The following is an 18245-nucleotide window of genomic DNA, read 5'->3' on the forward strand; positions in this document are numbered from 1 at the left end:
ACAGCACGGTAGCTCACTCGTACACCGCTCGGGACCGCAGGCGGTGACGGATACTTCGGCGCTCGGAGTGTCGGCGGATAGACTCCACGGCAGCGACGCACGCCCACCGGACGAATCACAGGAGATATAACGTGGCGAAGGATACCGAGAGCATCGAGCGGGAGATCGAAGCCGCGCGCAACCGGCTCGCGAACACACTCGATGAACTCGCGGTTCGGGCCGACCCGCAGCGGATCGCCGACAAGACCAAGCACGCGGTGCTCGCGAAGTTGAACGAGCCCAAGGTGAAATACGGCCTCATCGGTGCGGGCGCGGTGGTCGTCGCGGTGACGCTGGTGAAGATCTTCCGGCGCTGAGGCCGACGATCTGCGCCGCCCAGGCGAATCGGGCCCGAACGACGAACACCCGGTGTGGCATTGCGCCACACCGGGTGTCGTGTATCCGGGGTCGGATTACTGCGTGGGGCAGGCCATTCCGGTGCCGTCCGGGTCCAGGTACGGGGCGTAGCCCGGTTCGCCGCGGAACAGCGGCGCCTTGCCCGCCTTGCGGACCTCGGCGCAGTTCTTGTACACCGGGCCGCCCGCGGAGCCGGTCTGGGTCAAGCCCGCGGATCCGGTGGAGCCGATCAGGTCGTCGATGCTCGAAGACCCGGTGCCCGCCGAGCCCGACGGGATGTTGGGGCTTCCGGCAGATGCGGAGGGGGCCAGCGGGGCGGCGAGCGCCAAGCCCGTGCCCACGGTCACGATGAGCCTGCGAACGTTCATGTGTTCCTCGATAGTAGCTACGGATGATTGGGGCGGGACCCGACCGGCACTCCCCGTAGTGCTCGGGCCGGGCTTGCGAGTCTACTGTTCTGTCGGCGTGGGCCGTTGTCAACCTGGTGTCCCGAGTGCGCCCGGATCTCCCAGCCGGTTCACAGGGTGCCCACGCGCCGGAATCAGCCGCCGGGCGGCTCGGGCGGCGGCGCGTGCCACGGCTTGACCGGCGGTTTCACCCACAGGATCTTCTCATCGGAGTAGCTGCGTTGCGCCGCAGGGTGATTCGGGTGGCGCTGAGCCCAGGAATCCTTCTCGTCGAGTAACCGTGCTGTCAGGGACCAGGTTTCGTCGGTGCTCGGCGGATTGGTGTCCGCGGCGCGGGCGAGTTTGCGGCGGGTTGCCGGGGGCAGCGCCAGCAGTTCGGACCCGGTGATGTCGCGCTGCCAGATGTAGGCAGCCAGGCGGCGTGCCTTCTCGGCGCGGCCCTTGGCGGCGAAGTCGGAGTGCGCGTAGTCGGCCATGTCAGGGGTGTGCCAGGCCGTGGCGGTAGGCGTAGCGGACGGCGTCGGCGCGGTTGCGCGCGCCGATCTTGGCGAAGGCGTTGTTGATATGCGTTTTGACGGTCGTCTCGGAGATGTAGAGCGATCGGGCGATCTCGGCATTGTTCAGGCCCTGCCCGATCAGGCCGACCACCTCCGCCTCCCGCGCGGTCAATCCGTCCGGCTTCGACGTTGCGGCCGTGGTGTTTTCGCGTGCGGGCCGGGATTGCCCGGCGGTGGTGTCGGACAGCGCGGCGACCAGGCGCTGGGAGACGGTGGCGTCGAAGGTGGACTGCCCGGCGGCCGCGGCGGTGATGGCGGCGGCGATCTCGGCCCGGCCCGCATCCTTGGTGAGATAGCCGCGCGCACCCGCCCGCAACGCGCCGAAGATGGATTCGTCGTCGGCGTAGGTGGTGAGCACGATGACCGCGGTGCCGGGATGTTCGGCGATGATCCGGGCGGTGGCGGCCGCACCGTCGAGTACGGGCATGCGCAGATCCATCAGCACGACGTCGGGGGACAACTCGCCCACCGCCCGCACCGCCTCCTCGCCGTCGCCGGCCGAGCCGACCACGCGCACCCCGTCGACGAGTCCGAGCAGGGCGACCAGACCCTCGCGCATCACCTGCTGATCGTCGGCCACCAGCACCCGGATCCGGGTGCCGGGTTCATCGCTCATGCTCTCCCTTTCGCACCGCCCGGTCAGCCGGGTACCTCCGCCGTAACCACCCAGTCGCGGCCGTCGCGTCCCGGGCCGGCGGACAGGGTGCCGCCGACCAACGCGATGCGCTCGCGCATTCCGGTCAGACCGTACCCGCCGTCCTCGTCGCGCGCCCGCGATGGCTCGGCCGGTTCGGCATCCGCGACAATCGGATTGCGCACCGACAGCCGCACTCGTTGCGGAGCGAAGCTCAGCGCGACGGTCACCGCCGCGCCGGGTGCGTGCTTGGCGGCATTGGTGAGTGCCTCGCGAGCGGTGCGCAGCAGCGACACCACCGCGGCCGATTGCACCACCCGTGGCTCGCCGTCGACCAGCCAGTCCACGCTCATCCGCCGGTCCCGGCGATAGCCCTCGACGAGTCCGCGCACCGCCTCGGGCAGTGGGGGTACGTCCTCGCGCAGCGCGGCGACCGCGCCACGCGCCTCGGTGAGCCCGTCCCGGGCGAGGCGGTGGGATCTACGCAGATGCGCCAATGCCCCGGTGACATCGCCCTTCTCGCTGAGCAGGCCCTCGGCGACCTCCAGTTGCACGGTCAGCGCACCGAGGGAGTGCGCCAGCACGTCGTGCATCTCCCGGGCGATGCGGGCGCGTTCGTCCAGCGCGGCGGCGCGGGCGTGTTCCTGCTGGGCGCGGCGGGTCTGTTCGAGCAGCATTTCGGTCTGGTGGATCTGCAGCCGGTACTGGCGGCGATACAGGCCCATCAACAGGACTATCACGAGTATCGCCACGGGAGTCAGCACGTGGGCGGTGAGCTCTCCGGCGAGCAGATCGCTGATGACCAGCACCACGGCCGCGGCGGCCACGGCGGCCAGGATCTCGCGGGTGCTCACGGCGATCTGCCGTGCGAACACGCCGACCGTCACCCACAGCTGGATCACCGGGGCGCTCACCGAGTTCGAGTCGGGCCACGGTCCGGTGGCGACCGCCGAGAGCAGCATGCAGCCGATCAGCGCGGGCACCACCAGACGCGGGCGGCTGTCACCGCAGACCTCGTAGATCAGGAAGACCGCGTATGCGCCGCCGAAGACGATCCACAGCCAGACGGGTACCGGGCCGCGGTGATTCCACAGCAGATTGGCCGCCAACAGCAGCCCGCCGACGATCCGGAACAGCGGGCTGTTCTCCGGATCGGTGCCGAGTAACCGTCGCGCGGCACGCAGGAGTCCGGGCCCCATCACTCTCCTCACGAATCGGTACCGCCCAGCATTGTCGCCGATCACCGGCGGCGCAGCGCGGCGGCGGCGTGTCATACGCCGCCGGTGCGGCGGGCACCGCTGAACCGGGCGGATGTGTCGACCCTAGGCAGTGCCGCGCCGCGCGAGAACCTGCCGCCGGTGGAGTCCGCCGGGTGGAGATGGCCGCACTACACCCCGGGGTGGAGACGGCCGATTCCATCCCTCGGTCCACGCGGTGCGGGCCCGCCGCGAAATAGCTTTGTCCACATACCAGTTCGGCGATCAGCAGGGAGATTCCGATGACCCAGCCCGTAACCACCGGCGATCACGCATCCGGCGAGAGCCCCACCGCCGCAACCGATTCCGCATTCGGGGCGGACCGCGCCGGGCGGCTCCGGCGGATCTCGGCGAATCTGTGCCCGGTGGTGATTCCGATGGGCTCGTACTATCTGCTCACCGGGCTCGGCCACAGCAGTTTCGTCGCGCTGCTGTGCTCCACGGTCCTGTCGGCGCTGTGGGTGGCGGTGCCGGCGGTGGCGCGCGGCCGCTTCGACGGACTGGCCGGATTCGTCCTGGCGATCAACGGTCTGGGACTGGCGCTGGCGCTGGTGAGCGGCAGTGACCGGATGATCCTGGCCAAGGATCCCATCACCGAAACGGTGATCAGCCTCGTGTTGTTCGGCAGTTGCGTGTTCGGGCGTCCGGCGATGTTCGGCATCGTCCAGCGCCTGCGCGCGTCCGGCGCGGATCAGATTCGGGCCTGGAATACGCTGTGGCGCCAGGACGCCGAGGTCCGGCGGATCTTTCTGCACTCGACCCTGGTCTGGGGCGGCGCGTTCGCGGCGGCCGCGCTGGTGCGGTTCACGATGATCGCCACGCTGCCGACCTCGACGGTGGTCGGGCTGGGGAATCCGGTCGAATGGACCGCGCTGGGCCTGGCCTTCGGCTATTCGATGCACGTCCGTAAGCGAATGGACATCAACGCGCGGATCGCCGCTGCGTAGCGTCCCGATCTTTCTTTCATGACAATCCAGCGGGTTTCCAACATTGTATCGGCAATTGCAATCAAAGAAATTGCCGATACAATGATCGCAATTCGCTGCCGATTTCCTGGTGAGTTTATGCCGAAGGGCTCGGATTTCCATTTGAATTTCACCTTTCCGAAATATTGGTGCGGCCTGATTGACCGGTGAGGATCGGTGGGCCTGCGCCGAACGCGCAGGACCACCGTGGTCGAAGAAAGGTTTGAGGTCGTACCAGATGAGGAAATTTGCTGCGAGTGCAGCGTTGGTGGTGAGCGCCGTCGGAATCGCCACGGCGCCCGCCTATGCCGCCCCGGCCGTACCGGCGGCCCCGGCTCCCGCGTCGTCCATTCGGATTGTGCCGAAGTCGTTCGGCAATGTTCCGGCGACGCAGACCGCGGATATCAACGGCATCCGCTACACGGTGACCCGTGACGGTGGCGCGGCCGTCGTCCAGGCCGCGGACGCGACGTTCGAGAAGGTCGGCGACAGCCTGGCCGTGTCGAATGCGAAGGGCGCCGTTGTCGACTCGGTTCCGCTGGTGTACCGCAAGGACGACACCCAGTTCCCGATCAAGGCCGACATCTCCGCGCACCAGGTGCGGCTGACCCCGCAGACCACCGGCGGGACTCCGGTCGCGCACCCGATCTCGCAGGGCCGACTGCAGAGCCTCGAGCCGGTCGCCCAGGTGAGTCCGAAGCAGATCGACGAGTCGTTCACCCCGCGTGATCAGCAGGAGTTGTCGGCGTTCGGTTCCCGCGCCACCATCTCGAGCCTGATCGGCGCCGTGGTCGGCGCGCTGATCGGCGTCACCGTCGGCTGTGTCGCCGGCGGCGTGGTCGGTTCGGTGTCCACCGCGATCACCACTCTGTTCGCGGGTGTGCTGCCCGGCGCGATCATCGGCTGCATCGCCGGTGTCGCGACCGTCGGCACCGTGGGCACGCTGCTGGGCACCATCCTGGTCGGCGGCCCGATGATGCTGTGGTCGGCGTACCAGTACTTCAGCACCATCAACGAGCCGTGCACCACGCCCGGCGCGTACTGCACCAACCCGGCCGCCCCGCCGGCCTCGAAGAAGTAGTCCGCGGACCGAAGTCACGGGCGGGTCTCCTCTTCCGCGAGGCCCGCCCTTCGGTCTCCGAAACGCCGCTCGCCCAGCGAAATTCATGCGCGGTATCGGCAGGCCGGCACCCACCTCTGCTGAATTGCGTCACCGGAACGGGTCCGCGGAGGTGTACTGCGCGCCGAGCGCAATCGGTAGTTGCCGACAGGACGCGTGGCATTCAGCATTCGGCCCGGCCCGGCCCGGCACCCGGCAGGCCATTGAAAGTCGTTCGCGGCGGGGCGATTCGGCGTGCGGAGCTGCGCTGCGGCGGCGTTCCGGGCACTGGCGCCCGGGTACGGACGTACCACTCTCCCGGATGGTTCTGGGTATGGTCGGGCGGGGGCGGGCGGTGAGGAGGGTCGAGGGAGATGAGTGAGCCGAGCGGGTCGGTGCAGGTCGCCGACGCGGCGGATTCGCGGCGCGGAAGTACGCGGCTGATCGTGGTGCTGGGTGCGTTGTCGGCGTTCGGGCCGATCACGACGGATCTGTACCTGCCGAGTCTGCCGCAGGCGGCCACCGCGTTGCACGCGAGTCAGGCCGGAATCCAGTTGTCCCTGACGACCTGCCTGATCGGGTTGGCGCTGGGACAGTTGCTGGCCGGCCCCCTCAGTGACCGCTGGGGCAGGCGACGTCCGATGATCGCCGGGATGGTGGTGTTCACCGTCGCCTCGGCGCTGTGCGCCGTCGCGCCGACCGTCGCCCTGCTGGACGCGGCGCGGCTGTTGCAGGGGCTGGCCGGTGCCGCCGGGATCGTCATCTCGTTCGCGATCGTCCGGGACAGCTGGTCCGGAACCCGAGGGGCGCGGGCGTTCTCGATTCTGCTCGGGGTCAGCGGCGCGGCGCCGGTCGTCGCGCCGGTCGCGGGCGCGCAACTGCTGCGGGTGATCGATTGGCGCGGGCTGTTCTGGGTGCTGGCCGTGCTGGGCCTGGTCTTCGTGGTCATCGCGATCGTGGGAGTACCCGAGACGCTGCCGCCGCAGGCTCGGCACCGCGGCGAGCTGACCGCGACGTTCGCCACCCTGCGCCGGGTGGCGGTCGTGCCCGAATTCGCCGGATTCGCCCTGGCCGGAGCGCTGTCATTCGCGGCGATGTTCGCCTACATCTCCGCGTCCTCGTTCGTCTTCCAGACCCTGTTCGCGCTCAGCCCACAGGTTTTCGGCCTCGTCTTCGCCGCCAACGGCATCGGGATCGTGCTGGCCAATGCCCTGAACGTCCGTCTGCTGCGACGCCGGCCGCCACGCCGGGTCCTGGATCTGGGCCTGGCCGGGGTGTGCGCGGGCGCGATCGCGGTGCTGATCGTCGCGCTCGCGCACGGCGGTCCCGTGGCCATCGAGATTCCGCTGTTCGTGATGGTGTCCTCGATCGGTCTGACGATGCCCAATGCGGCCGCCCTCGCCCTGGAACGCTTCGGTGACGTGTCCGGAAGCGCGTCGGCGTTGGTCGGTTGCACCCAGTTCGTCCTCGGCGCGATCGTGGCTCCGCTGGTCGGCCTGGGCGGGCGCAGCGCCGTCCCGATGGGCGTGGTGACCGTGACCGTCGCCGTCCTCGCGGTGGTCGCCCGCGCCGGGCTGGTCAGCTACGGCAACCGCGCCGCGGCCGGGTCGCCCGGTCACCGAACGTAGCGCAGCAGCGCGGCCGCATGTGCGCCGTCGGGCAGGTCGTCGGCGCGCACCGCTACCACTCGGCCATCGGAAAGCAGTGCGCGGCGGGAGATTTCGTCGAGGATGCCCGGCGCGTCGACCTCACCGGTGGACGCGAAGATGAGTGATCCGTCATCGCCGACGGTGCCCGGGATCGGGGTGTCGATATCCACCATGAGGGTCTGCACCGAGCCGTAGGTCGCGGCGCGGGCGATATCGGACAGATCCGAGGTGGCTCGTCCTTCACCGCGACGTCGCTCGAATTCCGCACGCAGCTCGGACAATTCGCCGGCGTAGTGCCCATCGAGCACGGTGCGGGCGCGGGTGGCCAATTCCGCGTCGGACAGATGCTCCGGATTGCCGGCGATCTCCTCGGCCAGCAGGCCGGGATAGCTGTTCACCGAGCGGTACATCGAGGCGGTCGGCTCGGCTGCGGCCAGGATCAGCGGAATATCCCTGCCGGACAGCACATTTCGCAACGCTTGATCCACCGCGCGGCAGAATTGCCGGATCCGGACCTTGCGGCCCTCGGTGCCCTGGAGTCGTCCGTGCGGGCTGCGGCTCATGCCCGGCTGGGCGATGTGGTCGGTCAGGCTCGCCGGCAGCCCGGGCACCGGGACGTCCTGTGCGGGCTCGTCCGGGGTCACCTCGACCAGGCGCACCGCGTTCTCCGACAGCGCCAGTACGAAGGCGTCCTGCGGAAAGGTGATGGTGCGCAGCAGCGGTTTGATGTCGAACCGATCCCCGACCGTGGCGCCCGCCTCGAGCCGATTGGGCACCCGGAACGTCCGCGTCCGCTCGGGCGTCGCGAGCACGACCAGCGTGCGGGACTGATACCGCCAGTACTCCTGGTCGTCGATCAGATCCTCGAACTCCTCCTCGAGGGCCACCCGGGCCTGTTTGTCGGTGACCTGTTCGAGCGCCCGCCGGGCTTGGTTCTCGAACGCGACCCGATTCATGTCCGGCGTCGGCGTGCTCACCTCGGTGGGCGTGTAGACCGAGACACACCATGGCTCGGTCGTCGATACGAGGTCGAGGATCTGACCGCGGGTCGGAATATCGGTGTGCTGCATGCGTCGTATCCTCCGTATCTCGGCGTCGGCGGGTGCGGGCCCGTCGGCGGATCAGAGCAGGCCGGGCCATCGTGGCCGAAAAATTGCCGAAGACCCATTCGGGAAGGATATTCAGCGCTCATGCCATTTGCGAAGAGTTCGCTGGATTTCGAACGGGTCACGATTGGCCCGGAGCGAGCAGAAAGCCGGGGCGGGTGCGGATTCGAACGCGGCGCGATGCGGGCCGCCGACCATGCGGTCGACGGCCCGCATACTGTCTCCCCGGGCGCGGCGCTACTCGTCGATCCGGATCGCCAGCGCGGGGCACACCCGGGCGGCCTCACGCACCGCCTCGTGCTGGTCCTGCGCGGGTTCGTCCTGGAGCAGCACCACGACGCCGTCTTCGTCGCGCTGGTCGAACACGGCTTCGGACAGCATCACGCACTGGCCCGATCCGACGCATTTCTCCTGATCCACAATGACTTTCATGCATTCTCCTTACCAGGCGACGGGGAGGGAGTGGACGCCGTAGACGACCATCTCGTGTTTGAACTGCACGTCCTCGATCGGAATCGCAAGGCGCAGTGTGGGTATCCGCTTGTACAACGTGCCGTAGACCACCTGCAGCTCCATCCGCGCCAGCGGCTGCCCCAGGCACTGGTGCACGCCGTACCCGAATGCCACGTGATGCCTGGCCTTGCGGTGGATGTCCAGGACGTCCGGGTTCGGGAAGGCCGAATCATCGCGGTTACCAGCGTCATTGGCGAGGATGACGCCCTCGCCCGCGCGCACCAGCTGTCCGCCGACCTCGACGTCCTGGAGGGCGACCCGCCGGCGTCCGCTGTGCACGATGTTCAGGTATCGCAGCAACTCCTCGACCGCGTTCGCGATCAGCGCCGGATCCTCGGTCTCGCGCAGTTCGGCGAGTTGATCGGGATGTTCCAGCAGCGCCAGGGTGCCCAGCGCGATCATATTCGCGGTCGTCTCGTGCCCTGCGATCAACATCAGCACGGACATGTCCGCGGCCTCGTCCACGGTCAGCTCGCCCGCGGCGACCTGACCGCTGACCAGTCGCCCGATCAGGTCGTCGGTCGGTGACTGCTGTTTGACCGCAATGAGTTTGCGCAGATATTCGCGCAACGCCTCGTTCGCGGCGACCGCCTCTTCGGCGGGCGTGTTGCGGGAGACCATCTTTCGGCTGCAGTACTGGAAGAACTCGTGATCCTCGTACGGCACACCGAGCAGTTCGCAGATGACCAGCGAGGGCACCGGCAGGGCGAAGGCGGTCACCAGATCCGCGGGCTGCGGACCGGCGAGCATATCGTCGATCAGCCCGTCCACGATCTGCTGCACGCGCGGTCGCATGGCCTCGACCCGCTTGACCATGAAGTTGCGGGTCAACATCTTTCGCTGTCGATCGTGTTCGGGATCGTCCATCGCGATGAACGCCCGGAAGGTACGCCGCCGCGCGTTGATCGCGGCCGACTGATGCGGATAGCCCTGCTTGGTGGTGTCGGCGCTGAACCGCTGATCGGCCAGGACGGCGCGTTGCTCGTCGTAACCCGTGACGAGCCAAGGTGTTTCGCCGCTCCAGATGCGCACCCGGGAGACCGGATCGAGTTCGCGCAGCTGCGGCGGCGGATCGAACGGGCAGCCGGTGGCTCGCGCCATCGGGAACGCGGGAAGGGCTTCGGTCATGGTGACCCCCTGACAGAGTTACTAAACAATCGTTCACTAACTCGGCCAGGATAGATCCCGTTGGTTCTGCTAAGCAACGATTAGCGAGATGTGAAGGGAGTCAATCGATGACGAGCGAGATGAGCTCGTCGACGAAGTCCGTCACGGTCTCGGCCGGCTGCGCGCCCTGGCTGGCGTGCCACAGCGCGACCCGGCCGTGCGTGCCGACGAACACCACCACCGCGGCCCGCTCCGGTGGCAGCCGCAACCGCACCCCGGCCTCGCGGCAACGCTCGAACGCGGTGATCACCTGCTGAACGAACTGCATCAGCGGGCCCGGACGCGCGGCCTGCGCGGGCCGGTTGTCGATCATCAGGCGGTAGTGGCCGGGACTGTCCAGCGCGAATCGGCAGTATGCCTTCATCTGCGCGCGCACCCGGTCCAGCACCGCGTCCGGCGGCAGTTCCGCCTGCGCGGCGGCCATCGCCGCGGCCAATTGCGTTGCGTCGTACTCGATCAGGCCGTCGACCAGCGCGGATTTGTCGTTGAAGTGCTGATAGATGCTCGCCGGTGAGATTCCCGCCGCGCGGGCGACGCCGCGGATCGTGAGCCCCTCCTCACTGCCCAGATCGGACAGCAACCGCGCGGCGGCCTCCAGTATTTCCAGCCGCAGGCGCTCGCCCTGGCCCCAGGGGTTGCGTGCGCGTTGCGAGGTCTCACCCACGCGAGCACTGTAACCGTTGTCGGTGCTGGTGAGCCCGACCGTGCTCACCAGCACCGGCTGGGGTCCGGGCCGGTCGCCGGAATCATCGGGTCAGGCCGAGTACCGCCGCGGTGAGGCCGAAGTCCGGGCCCAGATCCTGAACCCGTCCGGTCCGGCAGCCATCGGCCCGCAACTCGACCCGCTCGCAGAAGGTGCTGACGATCTCCCCGCCGGCGGTGCCGATGAGCGCGTGGGCGCGGCCGAACCGGCCGTCGCGATCGACCAGCCGATCGAGGTTCTGCAGGGTCAGCGGTGCGACGTCCGTGGTCTCGGTGAGCTCCGAAGCGTTGGCGCGCAGTTGGTTCGTCACGTTCGTCAGACCGGTCAGGCCGGCGGCCAGCCGATCCTGATAGCCGCCGAAGGTGCTGCTGCTGTCGGCCAGGAACGACTCGAGTTGATCCAGGGTCGCATCCAGGCCGGGGGACTGCTGGGCGAGCATCGTGGACATCCGGGTGACGTTGTTCCCGAATTCCCGCACGGCTCGGTCGTTGTCGGCCAGCATCGAGGTCAAGTCGTTGAGCTGGACGATGATTCGCGATATCGCGTCCCGATTGCCCACGCCCGTTCGCAGGGCGTCGGTCAAGGCCCGAAGGGTGTCGCGGATCTTCGCGCCCTGGCCGTCGACCACGTCGTAGAGCAGGGTGCCCGACAGCGGGCCCTGCGTGGTTCCCGGCGGCGGGGCCAGGGCGGCGGTGAATTTGTCTATGGTTTGCAGCAGGGTGTCCAGTTCGACCGGGCTGCGGGTGGATTCGATGGTCAGGTGCGCGCCGTCGGGCAGGGCCGGGCCGCCGGTGTAGGCGGGGGAGAGTTCGATGTGCCGATCGGTCACGATGGATTGCGATATCAGGGCGGCTGTGACGTTTTCGGGGATCGTGACGCCGGGATCGATACTCAGGTGCACCTCGGCGTACCGGTTGTGCGGGACGACCTTGTCGACGGTGCCGACCCGCAGGCCGAGCACGGTGACCGGATTGCCCGCGAACATGCCCGGGATACCGCGGAAATCGGCCGTGATGCGGGTCGGTCCGGGGCGCCCGGATATCGCCGAGCAACCGGCGCACACCAGTGCGGCCACGCCGATCAGCACCGCCGCCGCGCACCGTATTCCGTATCTCATGGTGCTGCTCCTCGGGGCGGGGACGGCTGGTGATCGAGGTATCGCCCGGTAGCAAGCCAAGGTAGCAGCGTTGTGCCGCGCCGGCGGCGCAGTTGAACAATTTTCTGGACATCTGTATCGCCGACGGCGATTCATTTGTGCCCGAGCGCGATTGGGCGACAGAAATGTGATTCCGGGCACAATACCCGGCAAGGCTCCGGCTAACGCGGGGTCATTCCTCGACGGTGACCGTGAGTCGCGGTTTGGCGGTATCGGCCTCGCCGGCGACCATCTGCCAGACCGAATCGATCATCGGCGCCAGCAGCAGTTCGCCGAACTGTCGCACCAACACCGCGACCACCTGGGTCGATTCGCGACGCGAGGTCGAGGCCAAACCCGCCTCGCGCAGCGCGACGACCTCGCTGCGCACCAACTCCACCTGGCGCTCCAGGAATTTCAGCCGCGCCGGCTCCGGTTCCAGGACCGCGCGGCGGATGTAGTTCACCACGGCCGGGTTCTCGCGCAGCATCTCGCGCACGGCCTCGTCCCGGGCGCCGGCGACCTCGCCGGGCGTTCCGGTGTTGGGCACCGAGTGCACGGCCTGGTAGAAGTACTCGCTCACCAGCTGGTCGACGGCATCGCGCAGGCCCGCCTTGGTCTTGAAGTGATGCTGGACCAGGCCCAGCGTAACGCCCGCCTCGGCGGCGACCGCTCGCAGCGACACCCGGGACTCGCCGTACTGCGCGAACAGATCCATGGCGGCATTGCGGATCCGCGCCTTGGCGGTCAGATCCTCGTTCGTCGCGCGTGGATTCAGCATCGGTCCTCAGCTCATCCGGGTCTGGCGGACATCTTACGTCGTGTAGTAGCTCAGTTCCGCGGTATTTTCCGGTGCTATTGACCGGTGGACAGTACAACTGTACTGTCCGTTGCTGTGAACGACCGGGGTCTCGCCCCCGCGCGCCGGAAAGCAGAGGGATCGCCCATGTCCGAACTCTTCCCCGACTACCGTCCCTCCTGGGAGACCGACCAACATCGCGAACTGCGCAAGCACGCGGCGGCCTTCTTCGGCAAGGAGAGCGCGCCGCACCGCGAACGCTGGAGCGCGCAGCACATGGTCGACCGCGAGTTCTGGAACAAGGCCGGTGCGGCGGGTCTGCTCGGGCTGGATCTGCCGGAGGAATTCGGCGGCGCCGGAGGCGATTTCGGTATGCAGGCGGTCGTGCAGGAGGAGCTGGTCTACGCGCACGACAACGGTTTCGGCTTCTCGGTGCACTCGCCGATCGTGTCGCACTACATCTACCAGTACGGCAGTCCGGAACAGCGGGCGAAGTGGCTGCCGGGCATCATCGCCGGTGAGCTGGTGCTCGCCGTCGCCATGACCGAGCCGGGGACGGGTTCGGATCTGCAAGCGGTGCGCACCACCGCGATTCGCGACGGCGACCACTATGTGGTGAACGGTTCCAAGACGTTCATCTCCAATGGCACGCACTGCGATCTGGTCGTCATCGTCGCCAAGACCGATCCGTCCAAGGGCGCCGCGGGCGTGTCGCTGATCGTGGCCGAGACCCGGGATCTGCCCGGGTTCGAGCGGGGCCGGGTGCTCGAGAAGATGGGGCAGCACGCGCAGGACACCCGCGAGCTGTTCTTCTCCGATATGCGCGTGCCGGTCGCGAATCTGCTCGGTGAGCAGGAGGGGCTGGGCTTCTATCAGCTCATGGAACAGCTGGCCCGCGAGCGGCTCATCATCGCCACCATCTGTTCCGCGCTGGCCGAGGCCGCGGTGCTCGAGGCGCTGCGCTATTCGCGCGAGCGGGAGGCGTTCGGCCGCCCGATCGGCAAATTCCAGCACAACGCGTTCACCCTCGCCGAGGTCAAGACCGAGGCGCTGGCCATCAAAACCCTTGTGGACTACGCGATCTCGCAGTACGTCGGCGGGCAGAACGATCCGGCGACCGCATCCATGGCCAAATTGTTCGCCGCCGAGACCGCCGACAAGGTGGTCGACAAATGCCTCCAGCTTTTCGGCGGCTACGGCTACATGATGGAATATCCGATCGCCAATATGTACACCGGCTCGCGGGTGAACCGGATCTACGGCGGCACGAGCGAAATCATGAAGGAAATCATCTCCCGGTCGCTGTGACCGAGCCGGGTCACCGCCGCGGGCTGCACTGGGCGGGATCGGCGAGTTCGCCACACGGTGTGCCGCCGTGCGAGCGGATGATGTCCTTGCCCGCGCGGTCGGTGAGATACCGCAGGAATGCCGCGGCGAGCGAGTCGTACGGCAATTCGCCGTTGCTGTAAGCGTATTCGACGCCCCAGAACGCGTAGCCGTGCGCCAGCACCTCGTCGCGGGTCGCCTGATGCCCGTCGATGGAGACCACGGCCACCCCCGGATATCCGGCCGCCTCGGTGTAGGAGGAGTAGCCGACCGCGCCGGGAATATCGGCTACGGCCTCGAGCATGTCACCGGTCAGCGGCACCTCGCAGGCCGCCGGACCGGGCGGATTCGTGACCTGGATGGTCCGGCAGCTCGCCTCCGGCAGGGTGACGGAGTTGCCGCCGAGCAGCTGTTGCCCGAAGGTCTCCCGAGTGCCGGAACCGAAGGCGCGGTTGATCAGTCGCACCGGCAGGTCGGGGCCGCCGAGCTTGTTCCAGTTGCCGATCCGGCCCTCGAACAGATCCCGGATCTGCTGTGCGGTCAGATTCGGCACGCCGAGATCGCCGTGCACGATCACCGAGAACACCGCCATGGCCAGCGGGCGCGGCAGTAGCGCGGGATAGCCGACGCCCTTGGGACCGTCGGTGATCGCCAGCAATCCCGGATCGCCGTGGCCCTGCTTGTCGACGGTGGTGAGCCCGCGTTCGCTGCCGTCGAATGCGAAGGTGAAATTCGCTGCCGGGCAGGACTTCCGGTAGGCGGTGGCGGCATCCCGGATCACCGGCTCGAAGGCCGAGGACCCCACGAGAGTGAGCCGGCCCGCGAGGCAGTCCGGCGCGGGCGGATTGTTCCCGGCCAGCGCGACGCCGAATTGCACGACGATCACGATCACCAGGAACCCGATGAACGCCAGCATATTCCGGGACAGCCCGGTGCGGCTCTGGCTCGTGCGGACCCGTCCACCCTTGAGCTTGCCGTGCAGTGAGGGCTCCGGATACGGGCCGTCGCCGGAACCGCGCGAGAGAATGGCGAGGATCTTGTAGTGGTCCCGCCGGTTCATCGGCACCTTCGGCAGATCGATGATGCCCAGGTCCTGCGCTTCGTCCGCACGCGCGGCGATGCCGCGGCCCGGCTCGAGATAGGAACCGAGCACGGTATCGCTGAGTTCGGTCACCGCCATTCCGGCGATCCGGCGATGCGGAAAATGCAACCGCAACCCGACCCGTTCGTCGTCGGGCATCGCGTAATCGGCGGAATCGATGTTCGTGACGCCGTCGTTCTCCACCCGAATCAACACGATCGACAGGTCCCGCAGATGCGTATCGGCGGTACCCCCGTCGGGCTCCAATTGTTCCAGGACGCCCGGAAATACCGATTTCGTCTCCCCGGTCAGGGGAGTGTCCATCTGCACGCGATAGCCCAGGCGCTTGCGCCGCATGATCACGAATTCCCAGAAGAACGCGACCAACGACACCACGAGCGCGATGACCGGCAACCCGATCTGCACCAGATAGCTGTCCACTCGGATCTGTCCCCCGAATATCTCGATGTGCAGCCATCTTCGCTCCGGGTTTCCGCGAATTGCCCCTCCGCCACCAAAGTTGGGCAACAATTCATCGTTCGGATGGTTCGGGCAACGCTCACCGCGGACACGGCGGATCACGCGTCGTGGAACACCAGGCCCAGGGTGTGGCGGTGGCCCGAACGCACGACGCTCACCCCGTGGCGCATCGGTGCGGCGGACCACCCCCGCGCCCCGCGCACCGGGCGCTCGCGAGTGGTGAAGATCAGCCCGTGGCCGTGCGGTAACAGGGTCGCCGAGCCGCGGGATTGGGCTCGCGGACGCTGCTCGACCATGAGGAATTCGCCGCCGGTGTAGTCGCGGCCTGGTTCGTCCAGCCCGATCACCACTTGGAGTGGAAAGATCATGTCGCCGAACAGGTCTCGATGCAGGGCGTTCCAGTCTCCGGGACCGTAGCGTAACAGGATCTGCGCGGATTTACGCTGGCCGGCCTTGTGGCACAGAGCGATCCAGTCCTCCAGGCTCTCCGGCCAGCTCCCCGGACGGCCGAATTTCGCCGCCCAGTCCCGGGCGATGGGAAGGAGTTTCGGATAGAACGCCCTGCGTAGTTCGCGGACCGGTTCGGGGAGATCGTGGTCGAAGTAGCGATATTCGCCCGAGCCGAAGCGATGCCGGGACATGATCACGGTGCCGCGGAACAGCTCCGGGCGGTCGTAGAGAGCGGCCAGGGCTCGGCATTCCCCGGCGCGCAGCAGTGGTCCGGTGAGCGCGTATCCGCACTCGTTCAGCTCGTCGGTCAGCGCGGGCCAGTCCTGGTTCCCGACCCGGTCCGCGAACTCGCTCGAATTATGCTGTGTGGTAGTCATATTCGAGTTCCAGAAGTGTTCGCTTGTTGTCCAGGCCGCCCGCGTAGCCGGTCAGTGCGCCGTTCGCGCCGACGACCCGGTGACACGGCCGCACGATCAGCAGCGGGTTCGCGCCGATCGCCCTGCCCACCGCGCGCACCGCCGCGCGGGACGCGCCGATCCGCTCGGCTATCGATCCGTAGCCGACGGTCGTTCCATAGGGGATCTCTTCCAGTGCGCGCCACACCCGGCGCTGGAAATCCGTTCCCGCACCGGTGTATTCGAGATCGAAAGTCGTGCGGTTGCCCGCGAAGTAGGCGTTCAGCTGGGTGATCACCTCGGCGAAGGCCTCCGGTGCGGCGGTTCGCTCGCCCACGGCCGTAGCGGATTTCCCGCCGCTCATGGACACCGAACCGAGCGCGAGGCCATTTCGGCCGAGCTCACCGGTCAACAACAACTCCCCGACCGGGCTGGTCATCGTCGCGTACACGGCCATCGCAATTCCTCTCACTCGTCGCCTGGTGTCCCTGTCGACGACTCTGCCCGAGTCCGGCGCCCGGTACCGGCGGTAATCGGACATGGCATTCGGTGGCGAGTTGCCTGTTCGCGGGCCTGCCCACGCGGAAATTGGACGAATCGGCGATGATGATCGACCGGCCGCGATCCGATCAGCCGGCGGCCGCGCGCCCGGGACGGATATCGATCTCGCCCTGCGCCAGGAGCGCGGCAAGCCGACGCCACCGGCGATGCCGATGCCGGAACATGACGTGCACGAACATTCGCACGCCGAATCCGCGCAGCCCGTCCTGCACCTCGATCTCATCGGTGTAGCGGCAACGGTTTTCGCCGATCGGCTCGAAGGTCAGGTGATGATTCCAGATCCGCACCGGACCGCCCCACTCGTTGGTGTAGATCTCCCGATCCGTCAGCCGGACCAGTCGCAGATGGTGCCGCCACGCGGGAACCACCCCGAACCACCAGAGCCGCGCCACGCCCTCGACTCCGGGCTCGACTCGATCCGGAATCTCCAGCCGTGGCACCGAGATGATCGGCGCCACGACGAAGGCGAACAGCTCCGGTGTCCTGGCCAACCCGCATGCCACCTCGGCCCGCAACGGGAGTTCGGTACTTAGGGTAACCTTACTCATGCTTGAATGATGACCGCTGCCACCGCCGTTCCGCAAGGGTGCCGACCGGATCGGCGAACTCTGCGTCAGGGGGCCGGATTCGTGTGGCTCGAGAACGATTTCGATTCGTCGACCGGGGTGTTCTGCGCCGCGGACAGCCACCACCGACCGTCGCGTTCCACCAGGACATACATGGCGACCTCGGAGAATGCTTCCGGGTCCAGGGCCTGTCTGCGGATCTGGGTGACGACCACGCCCGGGGCGGGGCTGTTGGCCGCCACGACCTCGAAGCGGGACGGCGGTGCGACGGGTTCGCTCCGGCCCATCATTCGGCGGTGGATCGCGTTGATCTGGCCGTAACCGACGACCAGCGCGCCGAAAGGGCTGCCCCACAACACATCCGCGGCGAACGAATTGTCGTAGCGGTCGGCGTCGGCACTCTCGCCCGCCTGCTGTAGTTCCGCGGCGAGGTCCGCGGCGACGGCTCGTGCGATCGCGTCGGCGGCCGGGTCGTGCACGTTCGGTCGAGTACTCATGTGATCCTCCGCTGCTCCGGTTCCGACCACAGCCTGCAAGCTCGAGTGAGGTTGAGGTCAAGCCGGTGTGAGCGAGGTGGCCTCTCGTACTCGGCTACTGGTTTCGGGCCGAATCGATGCGGTCGAGAAGCCACCGTGGCCCGGTCGTGCGTGCGCCGAGCGCTTCGACGCGGGCGCGCAGGCCGCGGTCCGCGGTGACGACCAGCACCCGTGCCGGATCGCTGTGCTCGGCGGTGACCGCGACGATCGCGTCGTCGCCCGAGCCTGCGGCACGCACCACCCCGAGGTGGCTGAACTCGCTGTCCCGCACCGCATTTGCCGCGCCTTCCAGGACGACGACCACCTCGCACGAGTGCGGAAGCGCAGCGCGTAGCGCCGCCAATCCGGTCAGCAACCGGTGGGCCGCTCCTGCGCGGTCACGCCACCAGCCGTCGGGCCGGGTGCCGACGACATTGGCCGCGTCCACGACGAGCAACCGCACCGAATCGTCCACCACGCCCCTC

22 protein-coding genes are annotated in these 18245 nt (G+C 67.8%); 6 read left to right on the forward strand and 16 right to left on the reverse strand.

What is annotated here, in order from left to right; all coding sequences use genetic code 11:
* Positions 1–131: 131 nt before the first annotated feature.
* A complete protein-coding gene (locus AC5WS7_RS33190; protein WP_040820017.1) occupies positions 132–356 on the forward strand; it encodes a DUF3618 domain-containing protein in 225 nt (74 codons plus the stop codon).
* A gap of 96 nt (positions 357–452) precedes the next feature.
* Here the strand turns inward: AC5WS7_RS33190 and AC5WS7_RS33195 are convergent, their stop codons facing one another.
* From AC5WS7_RS33195 to AC5WS7_RS33210, 4 genes are all read right to left on the reverse strand, one after another.
* Positions 453–764, reverse strand: a complete 312-nt coding sequence (locus tag AC5WS7_RS33195; RefSeq protein ID WP_495958564.1) for an excalibur calcium-binding domain-containing protein — start codon at positions 762–764, stop codon at positions 453–455.
* A 173-nt stretch (positions 765–937) separates the two neighbouring features.
* A complete protein-coding gene (locus tag AC5WS7_RS33200) occupies positions 938–1279 on the reverse strand; it encodes a hypothetical protein (RefSeq protein WP_495958565.1) in 342 nt (113 codons plus the stop codon).
* 1 nt (position 1280) lies between these two features.
* A complete protein-coding gene (locus tag AC5WS7_RS33205) occupies positions 1281–1976 on the reverse strand; it encodes a response regulator (RefSeq protein ID WP_495958566.1) in 696 nt (231 codons plus the stop codon).
* A 23-nt stretch (positions 1977–1999) separates the two neighbouring features.
* The gene (locus tag AC5WS7_RS33210; protein ID WP_495958567.1) at positions 2000–3193 is read right to left on the reverse strand and encodes a sensor histidine kinase; all 1194 of its coding nucleotides are present in this window, start codon (positions 3191–3193) and stop codon (positions 2000–2002) included.
* A 299-nt stretch (positions 3194–3492) separates the two neighbouring features.
* On the opposite strand from AC5WS7_RS33210, the gene AC5WS7_RS33215 reads away from it, so the two are divergent.
* The 4 genes from AC5WS7_RS33215 (at position 3493) to AC5WS7_RS33230 (ending at position 6942) form a co-directional block, all read left to right on the forward strand.
* Complete coding sequence (locus AC5WS7_RS33215) at positions 3493–4197, forward strand: VC0807 family protein (protein WP_495958568.1); 705 nt, start codon at positions 3493–3495, stop codon at positions 4195–4197.
* An 18-nt stretch (positions 4198–4215) separates the two neighbouring features.
* Positions 4216–4386: a hypothetical protein gene (locus AC5WS7_RS33220; RefSeq protein ID WP_495958569.1), complete on the forward strand. Its 171-nt coding sequence runs from the start codon at positions 4216–4218 to the stop codon at positions 4384–4386.
* 67 nt (positions 4387–4453) lie between these two features.
* The gene (locus AC5WS7_RS33225; RefSeq protein ID WP_495958570.1) at positions 4454–5296 is read left to right on the forward strand and encodes a DUF8020 domain-containing protein; all 843 of its coding nucleotides are present in this window, start codon (positions 4454–4456) and stop codon (positions 5294–5296) included.
* Positions 5297–5688: 392 nt separating this feature from the next.
* Positions 5689–6942, forward strand: a complete 1254-nt coding sequence (locus tag AC5WS7_RS33230; RefSeq protein WP_495958571.1) for a multidrug effflux MFS transporter — start codon at positions 5689–5691, stop codon at positions 6940–6942.
* Here the strand turns inward: AC5WS7_RS33230 and AC5WS7_RS33235 are convergent.
* The 6 genes from AC5WS7_RS33235 to AC5WS7_RS33260 all read right to left on the reverse strand — a co-directional run bounded on the left by AC5WS7_RS33235 (position 6930) and on the right by AC5WS7_RS33260 (position 12368).
* The gene (locus AC5WS7_RS33235; RefSeq protein WP_495958572.1) at positions 6930–8033 is read right to left on the reverse strand and encodes a baeRF11 domain-containing protein; all 1104 of its coding nucleotides are present in this window, start codon (positions 8031–8033) and stop codon (positions 6930–6932) included. The genes AC5WS7_RS33230 and AC5WS7_RS33235 overlap by 13 nt on opposite strands.
* A 273-nt stretch (positions 8034–8306) precedes the next feature.
* The gene (locus AC5WS7_RS33240) at positions 8307–8501 is read right to left on the reverse strand and encodes a ferredoxin (RefSeq protein ID WP_495958573.1); all 195 of its coding nucleotides are present in this window, start codon (positions 8499–8501) and stop codon (positions 8307–8309) included.
* A gap of 9 nt (positions 8502–8510) precedes the next feature.
* Positions 8511–9710: a cytochrome P450 gene (locus tag AC5WS7_RS33245; RefSeq protein WP_495958574.1), complete on the reverse strand. Its 1200-nt coding sequence runs from the start codon at positions 9708–9710 to the stop codon at positions 8511–8513.
* A 100-nt stretch (positions 9711–9810) separates the two neighbouring features.
* The gene (locus AC5WS7_RS33250) at positions 9811–10413 is read right to left on the reverse strand and encodes a TetR/AcrR family transcriptional regulator (RefSeq protein WP_495958575.1); all 603 of its coding nucleotides are present in this window, start codon (positions 10411–10413) and stop codon (positions 9811–9813) included.
* 82 nt (positions 10414–10495) lie between these two features.
* Positions 10496–11569, reverse strand: coding sequence for an MCE family protein (locus tag AC5WS7_RS33255; RefSeq protein ID WP_495958576.1), 1074 nt, complete (start codon positions 11567–11569; stop codon positions 10496–10498).
* Positions 11570–11780: 211 nt separating this feature from the next.
* Complete coding sequence (locus AC5WS7_RS33260) at positions 11781–12368, reverse strand: TetR/AcrR family transcriptional regulator (protein WP_495958577.1); 588 nt, start codon at positions 12366–12368, stop codon at positions 11781–11783.
* A 165-nt stretch (positions 12369–12533) separates the two neighbouring features.
* Between AC5WS7_RS33260 and AC5WS7_RS33265 the strand changes: the two genes are divergently transcribed.
* Positions 12534–13694, forward strand: a complete 1161-nt coding sequence (locus tag AC5WS7_RS33265) for an acyl-CoA dehydrogenase family protein (RefSeq protein ID WP_495958578.1) — start codon at positions 12534–12536, stop codon at positions 13692–13694.
* Between the two features lie 10 nt (positions 13695–13704).
* On the opposite strand, the gene AC5WS7_RS33270 is transcribed toward AC5WS7_RS33265, so the two are convergent.
* From AC5WS7_RS33270 to AC5WS7_RS33295, 6 genes are all read right to left on the reverse strand, one after another.
* A complete protein-coding gene (locus tag AC5WS7_RS33270) occupies positions 13705–15375 on the reverse strand; it encodes a substrate-binding domain-containing protein (RefSeq protein ID WP_495958579.1) in 1671 nt (556 codons plus the stop codon).
* Positions 15372–16100, reverse strand: coding sequence for a 2OG-Fe(II) oxygenase (locus AC5WS7_RS33275; protein WP_495958580.1), 729 nt, complete (start codon positions 16098–16100; stop codon positions 15372–15374). The genes AC5WS7_RS33270 and AC5WS7_RS33275 overlap by 4 nt, the downstream gene beginning before the upstream one ends.
* Positions 16081–16575, reverse strand: coding sequence for a methylated-DNA--[protein]-cysteine S-methyltransferase (locus AC5WS7_RS33280; protein WP_495958581.1), 495 nt, complete (start codon positions 16573–16575; stop codon positions 16081–16083). Before AC5WS7_RS33280 ends, AC5WS7_RS33275 begins: the two co-directional genes overlap by 20 nt.
* Before the next feature lie 172 nt (positions 16576–16747).
* Positions 16748–17227, reverse strand: a complete 480-nt coding sequence (locus tag AC5WS7_RS33285) for an Rv1443c family protein (RefSeq protein ID WP_495958582.1) — start codon at positions 17225–17227, stop codon at positions 16748–16750.
* Between the two features lie 65 nt (positions 17228–17292).
* On the reverse strand, positions 17293–17742 hold the full coding sequence (locus tag AC5WS7_RS33290) for a Cif family virulence factor (RefSeq protein ID WP_495958583.1): 450 nt from the start codon (positions 17740–17742) through the stop codon (positions 17293–17295).
* Positions 17743–17836: 94 nt separating this feature from the next.
* On the reverse strand, positions 17837–18238 hold the full coding sequence (locus tag AC5WS7_RS33295) for a hypothetical protein (protein ID WP_495958584.1): 402 nt from the start codon (positions 18236–18238) through the stop codon (positions 17837–17839).
* Positions 18239–18245 lie beyond the last annotated feature (7 nt).

It is taken from the genome of Nocardia sp. PLKS1-43 (assembly GCF_059510335.1).

Excerpts from the sequence above, each read along its gene's own strand:
- AC5WS7_RS33195 (WP_495958564.1), bottom strand. The coding sequence starts at position 764 with ATGAACGTTCGCAGGCTCATCGTGACCGTGGGCACGGGCTTGGCGCTC.
- AC5WS7_RS33200 (WP_495958565.1), bottom strand. The coding sequence starts at position 1,279 with ATGGCCGACTACGCGCACTCCGACTTCGCCGCCAAGGGCCGCGCCGAG.
- AC5WS7_RS33205 (WP_495958566.1), bottom strand. The coding sequence starts at position 1,976 with ATGAGCGATGAACCCGGCACCCGGATCCGGGTGCTGGTGGCCGACGAT.
- AC5WS7_RS33210 (WP_495958567.1), bottom strand. The coding sequence starts at position 3,193 with ATGGGGCCCGGACTCCTGCGTGCCGCGCGACGGTTACTCGGCACCGAT.
- AC5WS7_RS33215 (WP_495958568.1), top strand. The coding sequence starts at position 3,493 with ATGACCCAGCCCGTAACCACCGGCGATCACGCATCCGGCGAGAGCCCC.
- AC5WS7_RS33220 (WP_495958569.1), top strand. The coding sequence starts at position 4,216 with ATGACAATCCAGCGGGTTTCCAACATTGTATCGGCAATTGCAATCAAA.
- AC5WS7_RS33225 (WP_495958570.1), top strand. The coding sequence starts at position 4,454 with ATGAGGAAATTTGCTGCGAGTGCAGCGTTGGTGGTGAGCGCCGTCGGA.
- AC5WS7_RS33230 (WP_495958571.1), top strand. The coding sequence starts at position 5,689 with ATGAGTGAGCCGAGCGGGTCGGTGCAGGTCGCCGACGCGGCGGATTCG.
- AC5WS7_RS33235 (WP_495958572.1), bottom strand. The coding sequence starts at position 8,033 with ATGCAGCACACCGATATTCCGACCCGCGGTCAGATCCTCGACCTCGTA.
- AC5WS7_RS33240 (WP_495958573.1), bottom strand. The coding sequence starts at position 8,501 with ATGAAAGTCATTGTGGATCAGGAGAAATGCGTCGGATCGGGCCAGTGC.
- AC5WS7_RS33245 (WP_495958574.1), bottom strand. The coding sequence starts at position 9,710 with ATGACCGAAGCCCTTCCCGCGTTCCCGATGGCGCGAGCCACCGGCTGC.
- AC5WS7_RS33255 (WP_495958576.1), bottom strand. The coding sequence starts at position 11,569 with ATGAGATACGGAATACGGTGCGCGGCGGCGGTGCTGATCGGCGTGGCC.
- AC5WS7_RS33260 (WP_495958577.1), bottom strand. The coding sequence starts at position 12,368 with ATGCTGAATCCACGCGCGACGAACGAGGATCTGACCGCCAAGGCGCGG.
- AC5WS7_RS33265 (WP_495958578.1), top strand. The coding sequence starts at position 12,534 with ATGTCCGAACTCTTCCCCGACTACCGTCCCTCCTGGGAGACCGACCAA.
- AC5WS7_RS33275 (WP_495958580.1), bottom strand. The coding sequence starts at position 16,100 with ATGACTACCACACAGCATAATTCGAGCGAGTTCGCGGACCGGGTCGGG.
- AC5WS7_RS33280 (WP_495958581.1), bottom strand. The coding sequence starts at position 16,575 with ATGGCCGTGTACGCGACGATGACCAGCCCGGTCGGGGAGTTGTTGTTG.
- AC5WS7_RS33285 (WP_495958582.1), bottom strand. The coding sequence starts at position 17,227 with ATGAGTAAGGTTACCCTAAGTACCGAACTCCCGTTGCGGGCCGAGGTG.
- AC5WS7_RS33290 (WP_495958583.1), bottom strand. The coding sequence starts at position 17,742 with ATGAGTACTCGACCGAACGTGCACGACCCGGCCGCCGACGCGATCGCA.